The sequence below is a fragment of the Xanthomonas hortorum genome, from assembly GCF_011305375.1.
In the GTDB taxonomy this organism is placed as follows: Bacteria; Pseudomonadota; Gammaproteobacteria; order Xanthomonadales; family Xanthomonadaceae; genus Xanthomonas; species Xanthomonas hortorum_E.
Genome location: NZ_VCME01000048.1, coordinates 1289 through 1610, shown reverse-complemented (window position 1 = coordinate 1610; position 322 = coordinate 1289). Strand labels below are relative to the sequence as shown.

Genomic DNA, 322 nt, shown 5'->3' with positions numbered 1-322 from the left:
GCCAGCCCGGCCGGCGAACGGATCGGGCTGGCCCTGCATGCGATCCATGCCGACCCGTACCGCAGCTGGAGGGTGGAACAACTCGCACGCCATGCCGGGTTGTCGCGCTCGCTGTTTGCGCAGCAGTTTGCGCAGATCACCGGCGAGTCGCCGATGCGCTACATCGCGCTGTGGCGCCTGAGCGTGGCAGACGATCTGATCCGCTCGGGCAACGTCAGCGTGGGCGATGCCGCGCGCAGGGTGGGCTATCACTCCGAAGCCGGCTTCAGCCGCGCGTTCAAGGCCTATTTCGGCCATGCGCCCAAGCAGGTCAAGCCGTAGC

General features: G+C 67.7%; 1 protein-coding gene. It reads left to right on the top strand.

Going from position 1 to position 322, the window contains the following annotated elements; genetic code table 11:
* Positions 1-321 (top strand): helix-turn-helix transcriptional regulator (locus FFY45_RS21845; RefSeq protein WP_176342030.1); only part of this gene is annotated, 321 nt, incomplete at its 5' end.
* Between the last annotated feature and the right edge of the window lies 1 nt (position 322).